The 6,191-nt window shown below is 31.6% G+C and carries 5 protein-coding genes; all 5 read left to right on the forward strand.

The window, feature by feature from the left end:
- Positions 1-406: 406 nt before the first annotated feature.
- The 5 genes from Q0921_RS24710 (at position 407) to Q0921_RS24730 (ending at position 5,922) form a co-directional block, all read left to right on the forward strand.
- Positions 407-1,294 (forward strand): alpha/beta hydrolase-fold protein, encoded by an 888-nt coding sequence (locus Q0921_RS24710; RefSeq protein ID WP_299261813.1) that lies wholly within the window; start codon positions 407-409, stop codon positions 1,292-1,294.
- A gap of 214 nt (positions 1,295-1,508) precedes the next feature.
- The gene (locus Q0921_RS24715; protein ID WP_299261815.1) at positions 1,509-3,131 is read left to right on the forward strand and encodes an ATP-binding protein; all 1,623 of its coding nucleotides are present in this window, start codon (positions 1,509-1,511) and stop codon (positions 3,129-3,131) included.
- 224 nt (positions 3,132-3,355) lie between these two features.
- On the forward strand, positions 3,356-3,934 hold the full coding sequence (locus tag Q0921_RS24720; protein WP_299261817.1) for a hypothetical protein: 579 nt from the start codon (positions 3,356-3,358) through the stop codon (positions 3,932-3,934).
- A gap of 92 nt (positions 3,935-4,026) precedes the next feature.
- Complete coding sequence (locus Q0921_RS24725; RefSeq protein ID WP_299261819.1) at positions 4,027-4,593, forward strand: hypothetical protein; 567 nt, start codon at positions 4,027-4,029, stop codon at positions 4,591-4,593.
- A gap of 690 nt (positions 4,594-5,283) precedes the next feature.
- On the forward strand, positions 5,284-5,922 hold the full coding sequence (locus Q0921_RS24730; RefSeq protein WP_299261822.1) for an elongation factor Tu: 639 nt from the start codon (positions 5,284-5,286) through the stop codon (positions 5,920-5,922).
- The last annotated feature ends 269 nt before the right edge of the window (positions 5,923-6,191 follow it).

The following is a 6,191-nucleotide window of genomic DNA, read 5'->3' on the forward strand; positions in this document are numbered from 1 at the left end:
CAATGGAATTAAACAATGTGAAATTAAAAGATTCGATATTGATATTCAAACAAGATTTTTCAGAACCACTAGAGAATGGTTCTCATGTTTTGATAGACAGTGTAAGAATTAATATCTATTCTTCAAAAAGAGAATCGCAAACTATTGAAGATAGAACTGAAACCCTTGAATAAAACTATTGCCAACAATGTATAAGAAAACATATGGCTTTTGGGCTTGAACCAAAAGGTCTGTGTTTGTTTGCAAAGTCGCCAACTATAAAATTTGGCATTTACGAGAAAAAGATAAAAGCAAAATATTTATATTTGGCTTAGTACCAAACCGAAACGTATTGCTTATCACCTGCCCTACGTTTCTTATACTGAACGTTGGCTGTAATGTGAGCAACAAACCTTGAATTAAACAAATGAATTTTTTGAAACTACCAAAACTATTATTGACAACATTTTCTTTGGTGTTTTTTTGCAATCTATTATTCAGTCAAAAATTAGAACCAAAAGAGCGTATAGGAAATGACCCTGAACATATTATAAGTTCTGACATAACGGGAAAAGATTATTTAATACATATGTCTTTTCCTGAAAATTATTCCATCAACGATACAATAACTTATTCCGTTCTATATGTTTTGGATGGAAAAAGCACTTATAGACACTTTAACTCATCTAAAGTTGATTTTGAAAAAATCGAAGATGTAATTATTGTGGGCATCAGTCATAAAGTAAATGGAATGGAATCAAAAATTAATAGGTTTTATGACTATACTCCGTCACAGGACACAATAACAGCTAGAAAACTTGAAAAAAAGTTTGGTGTTCCGAACGGAACAATTAAAACTGGAGGTGCTGACAAATTTTTAGACTGCTTAAAAAAAGAAATAGTCCCATTTATTGACAAACACTATAAAACAACTTCTAACAGAGGAATTTCGGGACATTCGCTTGGTGGTTTATTTACAGCATACTGTTTTATAAACTCCAATGGTTACTTTACAAGATTTGGAATAAATAGTCCTTCTCTTCAATGGAACGAAGAAAAACTATTAAATAAAGCTATTCATAAATTCGCTACAAGTGATACTTGGAATATAAAACCTACAAAAGTATATTTTTCTACAGGTGAAGATGAAAGTCCATTTATGGTTTCTAATATGATTGACTTTAGTTTATATCTTAAAAAAAGGAACTATGAAAATATTGATATGAATTGGTGTATATTTAGAAATGAAACTCATGCGTCGGTAATTCCATCAAGTTTAAATGGTACGCTGACAACCTTATATGGAAAAAAATAAACACTACAGCCAACACGGTGTATAAAACATAGCTAATAAGTATTAATCTTAAAGTTTCTACTTATTTTGCGAAGACCGCCAAATTTTTAATTTGGCTTTTAAAAAGGAAAAATTAAAAACAAAATATAAAAATTCGGCTCTGTGTTAATCCGAAAAGTTAGCGTCTTTTGCACGCTACGTTTCATACACAAACCGTTGGCATTCATACACAAAAATGAAAGTAAAAAAAATCACAATAAATAAGTTCAAACGATTTTCTGATTTAACAATTTGTAATATTCCTGAAACAGCTAAGTTAATAGTGCTGGTTGGACCAAATGGAAGTGGAAAAACTTCGGTTTTTGAAGCACTTAATCATTGGTATAAAAAAATTGGATTTGATTTAAATCGAAGTTACTTACACACAGATGATAGTCGATTGTATTTTGAAAAAAAAGAGGGAGAATCATTAGGGACTAATTGGCACAATGGAAGAGTAAATTTAGAATTCCATAACGAACAAACATATTCAAGAGAAAATATAAAAGGTAAGTTCTACTTTAGGACAGCTTACAGGAATGAACCCGATTTTACTATTTCAAGTCTTGCTATACAAAAAGATCCTACTGAAAATATAAGATTTAGAGAATTAATGCACAATGATATAACTGTATCAGAAAATTATCAAAGATTAATTGCTCGGACATTAATTGGCGTTTATAAAACATCAAATAACACCAAGACAGTTGAAGAACTTCGAAACGAACTAATAGGTAAAATTAAAAATTCCCTTTCTTCAATCTTTGATGACCTAAACTTAAGTTCTATTGGAGATCCTATGTCTAATGGCAGCTTTTATTTTAAGAAAGGTGTATCTGATAACTTTCATTATAAAAATCTTTCGGCAGGAGAAAAGTCAGTTTTTGACTTAATTCTTGATTTAATCATTAAATCATCTTTTTATAAGGATGGTATATTTTGCATTGATGAACCAGAAGCTCATATGCATACTAGACTTCAGTCAAAAGTTTTAAAAGAATTGTATTCTCTTACACCCAACAATTCTCAGTTGTGGATTTCAACGCATTCTATTGGAATGTTAAAAGAAGCTGAAGAATTAGAAGAAAAGAACCCTGGTACTGTAATTTTTCTAGATTTTGACAATAGAGATTTCGACTTAACGGAAGTGATGGAACCAGCCAAAATTAGTAAAGCAATTTGGGATAAATTCTTTGATTTAGCATTTGCAGACTTTTCCAAATTAATATCTCCTTCGACTATTGTTTTTTGTGAAGGAACATCGCAGGGAAGAAAATATAAGGATTTTGATGCTCAAGTTTACGGTAAAATTTTCGAAAGCAAATATCACGACACAAAGTTTGTATCAATTGGAGGCTCAACTGAAATAGAGAATGTAGAAAATCAATCTGTGAAAATGCTATCCAATGTTCTTAAATCATCAACTTTAGTGAAATTTATAGACAGAGATGACAAAAGTGACACAGAAGTGAAGGAATTACTAGAAAAAGGAGTAAAAACTTCGTCAAGAAGACACATAGAATCTTATTTGTTTGATGATGAGTTAATAGAAAAATTATGTAAATCTGTAGGTAAAGAGGATTTATTACAAAATTGTTTAGATGCTAAATATAAATCTATAGCAGATAGTGTTGAAAGAGGAAATCCTGAAGATGATATAAAATCAGCCAGTGGAAATATCTTTACAGAGATTAAAAAAAGTTTAAGCTTAACACAATGTGGTAACAATAAATGTGCCTTTATTCGAGATACTATGACACCATTAGTGACAGAAGAAACTAGTGTATATAAAAAACTTGAAAAAGAAATATTTGAATAGAGTACGAAATGCCAACAATGTATAAGAAAACATAGGGCTTTAAGGCTTAACTGAGAGGTCTGTGTTTATTTGCAAAGTCACCAAATATAAAATTTGGCATTGTCAACAAAAAAGATAAAAGCAAAATATTTATATTTAGCTAAGTAATAAACCGAAACGAAAGTGCTTATCACCTGCCCTACGATTTCTTATACTGAACGTTGTGTTTAATGAAGAAAAACTGAATGGAATACGAATTACCAGAAGATAAAATCCCGATTTTCAACTTAAATTTGGAAAAAGGAAATGAATTGGCTGACGGTTTGACAATAATCAAAGGACAAGGCAATTCAAAACTTGGATTTTGGAGTAAAAGAAAAGCAAAAAAAGCGATCAAACATTACTCTGAATGCTTATCTATGATACCAAATCATTGGCAAACGAATTGGTTAATCGCAAAGGTTTATCAAGCAATGTCTGACAATGAAAAAGCCTTGAAACATTTCGAAAAAGCAGTTAAAATAGAAAAAACTAATCCTGATTTACCACGAGAAGCTTCGATTACTGCAATGGACTCGGGAAATGTAGAACTTGCTGTGAAATATTCCCAAGAAGCTATTAGTCGAGAACCAAATGACGTCGGACTTTATTGTAACCATGCTGTGAATTTGATGATTTTAGGAAATGATAATGCAGCCAAAACTAATATTGAAAAGGCAACAGAAATGGAACCGAATGATGAAATTAATAAAAACGTTTATTCTCTAATAAATGCTGTTGCAACAGGAAAGAGAAAGCGACCAAAATATAACGAATTGAAATAAAAACACTAAAACACAACAAGGTGTATAAATCATAATGGCTTCGCCACGACGATTCATACACGCAACGTTAGGCTTTATTAATAACAAACTGAATGAATATACCTGAATTTCTATTTCATTATTACGAACTTGACAATGGGCCATTCTTAAATATTACTGAATATGGTTACGAAAAAGCCGAGAGTATCCAGAATAAAATCTCGGAAGGATGGAATAGTAAAAGACCTGAAAACTATCTTGATTTAAGATTCTCGTTAGAAAAGAGAATCAAGGAACAGTTTATTTTAAAAGGTGGACAACCTAACAGAAGTGATCCTTTCTACTTTACGTTAGGAGAATGTGAATGGGCAAAATCCTGGTATATAAACCCTGGTATTATAAAAATACCGTTAACTGACTTCAAAGCGAACTATGTAAGTTTTACTTATCCTGACAGTATGGTATCATATCAATTTTATGATGAGCCTAAACTTGATACATATAGAAAGGATTGTAATGGGCGAGTTTTCTTATTGAGTGAAATAAGTAGTCTAATTAATGAATATGGACTACCATCTGAGGCAAAATCTCAAGCTAAGGAAAGTTTAAAATATGACAAATATATAGAAGTTCAAGTGTGGGATGATCAAATAATAAATGAATACAAAACAAAAGCCTAACAACATATATGTGATCATAGCAGCTTAATGATGAATCGAATGGCGGTTGTATTTTTGGTAAGGCGCAATGCTTACTAAAAGTAAAAGTTAGCAATCAATGCGCAGAAAAACCGAAAAGTAAGGTAACATTTTGCCCAGCTACGACACATATATTAAACGTTAGGTGCAATTGTCCCATTTTGATCTGACAATTTTTTCGGAGGGATACGCTGGGATTACGGAGTTTTATTCTGATAAGCAGTACGGACAAATGCTTTGCGAAAAGGAATTGCCCAAGTATTTTGCGATGGTATCGTGGAGAGTTACACTATCCAAACGCTAGCACGTTATAAAATACTTGATTAAGGTCGCGAAAATTTTTTACAAAGTCAAATTTGAAGCGGAATTGTATAATGTCTATCTGAATGGAAAACGCAGTATTAAGTTCCCTGCACCAACAGATTATAGACTGATCTATAAATCCATAGGTTTGGGTAGCTCCGAAAAAGTTGGGAGTTTTTTTGCCTACCAAAATAGAACAACTGAGATTTTATTTTTTAATTTTACCTTAAATTAATCAAAAAAGAAAGCACATAATACTCCTTAAACTCCATTGATCAAATAGTTTATCTTCGCTATCGCTGCGTAAACGATTTAATCAACGACGCTAAGGCTGAGTTTAGTACGACGTTACCTGCAAGCGCAAAAAAAATGATTGGAACAGATTTTATAGCAGAATTGGAATTTCTGACTACTGAACAAGGTGGTCGAAACGGATACGCGAAATCTGGATATAGACCGCATATTGAATTTGAAAATTATTCTGAATATCTAACTTCAGGACAGCAAACTTATATCGGACAAGAAAAAGCTGAACCTGGAGATAAAGTAAAAGCTGAAATAGCAATTTTAAGTACGCAATACTTTACAAAACGTTTATATGAAAATATGAAGTTTAAATTTTGTGAAGGTAATCGGACAATTGGTTTTGGAAAAATAGTCGAGATTATAAATGCTGATTTAGAATGCGAACTTGATATTGACCGGAAAACTATTAATCTGAATTTATATCCAATTGACATAATAAAAAGACTTGAATCTGATTATGGAAAAAACTCTGCAGAAGCTAAAAGAAAAATCCAAGATTTAATAATATCTAACAAGGAATTTAGAAGTTATAGAATTATTCGAGCATTAATATATTCAGGAAACAAGGACATTATTCATCTGCAAAAAATGATTGAATTGACCCGAACTGATTGGAGAGATTTATTGATGAATGCCGAATATGAATATCCTGATAAAAGAGTGAGAAATTTTGATAACGAATTTGGAAACGAAAAAATATAAAAGCCAGCAGGTAACAATGTATAAGAAAACATAGGGCTTTGAGGCTTAACCGAAAGGTATGTGATTCTTTACAAAGTCGCTGAATATAAAATTTGGCGTTTACGAAAAATGATAAAAGCAAAATATTTATATTTGGCTTAATACCAATCCGAAACGTATTGCTTATCACCCGCCCTACGTTTCTTATACTAGACGTTACCATACATAAAAATCAGTTCGGATAAATTACGGGATATTAAGCAAGTATGATCTGAAAAGTTGAAACGGAA

Source organism: uncultured Aquimarina sp., assembly GCF_947496855.1.
Classification (GTDB): domain Bacteria; phylum Bacteroidota; class Bacteroidia; order Flavobacteriales; family Flavobacteriaceae; genus Aquimarina.

Coding starts and splice junctions, on each gene's coding strand:
- Q0921_RS24710 (WP_299261813.1), top strand. CDS start 407: ATGAATTTTTTGAAACTACCAAAACTATTATTGACAACATTTTCTTTG.
- Q0921_RS24715 (WP_299261815.1), top strand. CDS start 1,509: ATGAAAGTAAAAAAAATCACAATAAATAAGTTCAAACGATTTTCTGAT.
- Q0921_RS24720 (WP_299261817.1), top strand. CDS start 3,356: ATGGAATACGAATTACCAGAAGATAAAATCCCGATTTTCAACTTAAAT.
- Q0921_RS24725 (WP_299261819.1), top strand. CDS start 4,027: ATGAATATACCTGAATTTCTATTTCATTATTACGAACTTGACAATGGG.
- Q0921_RS24730 (WP_299261822.1), top strand. CDS start 5,284: ATGATTGGAACAGATTTTATAGCAGAATTGGAATTTCTGACTACTGAA.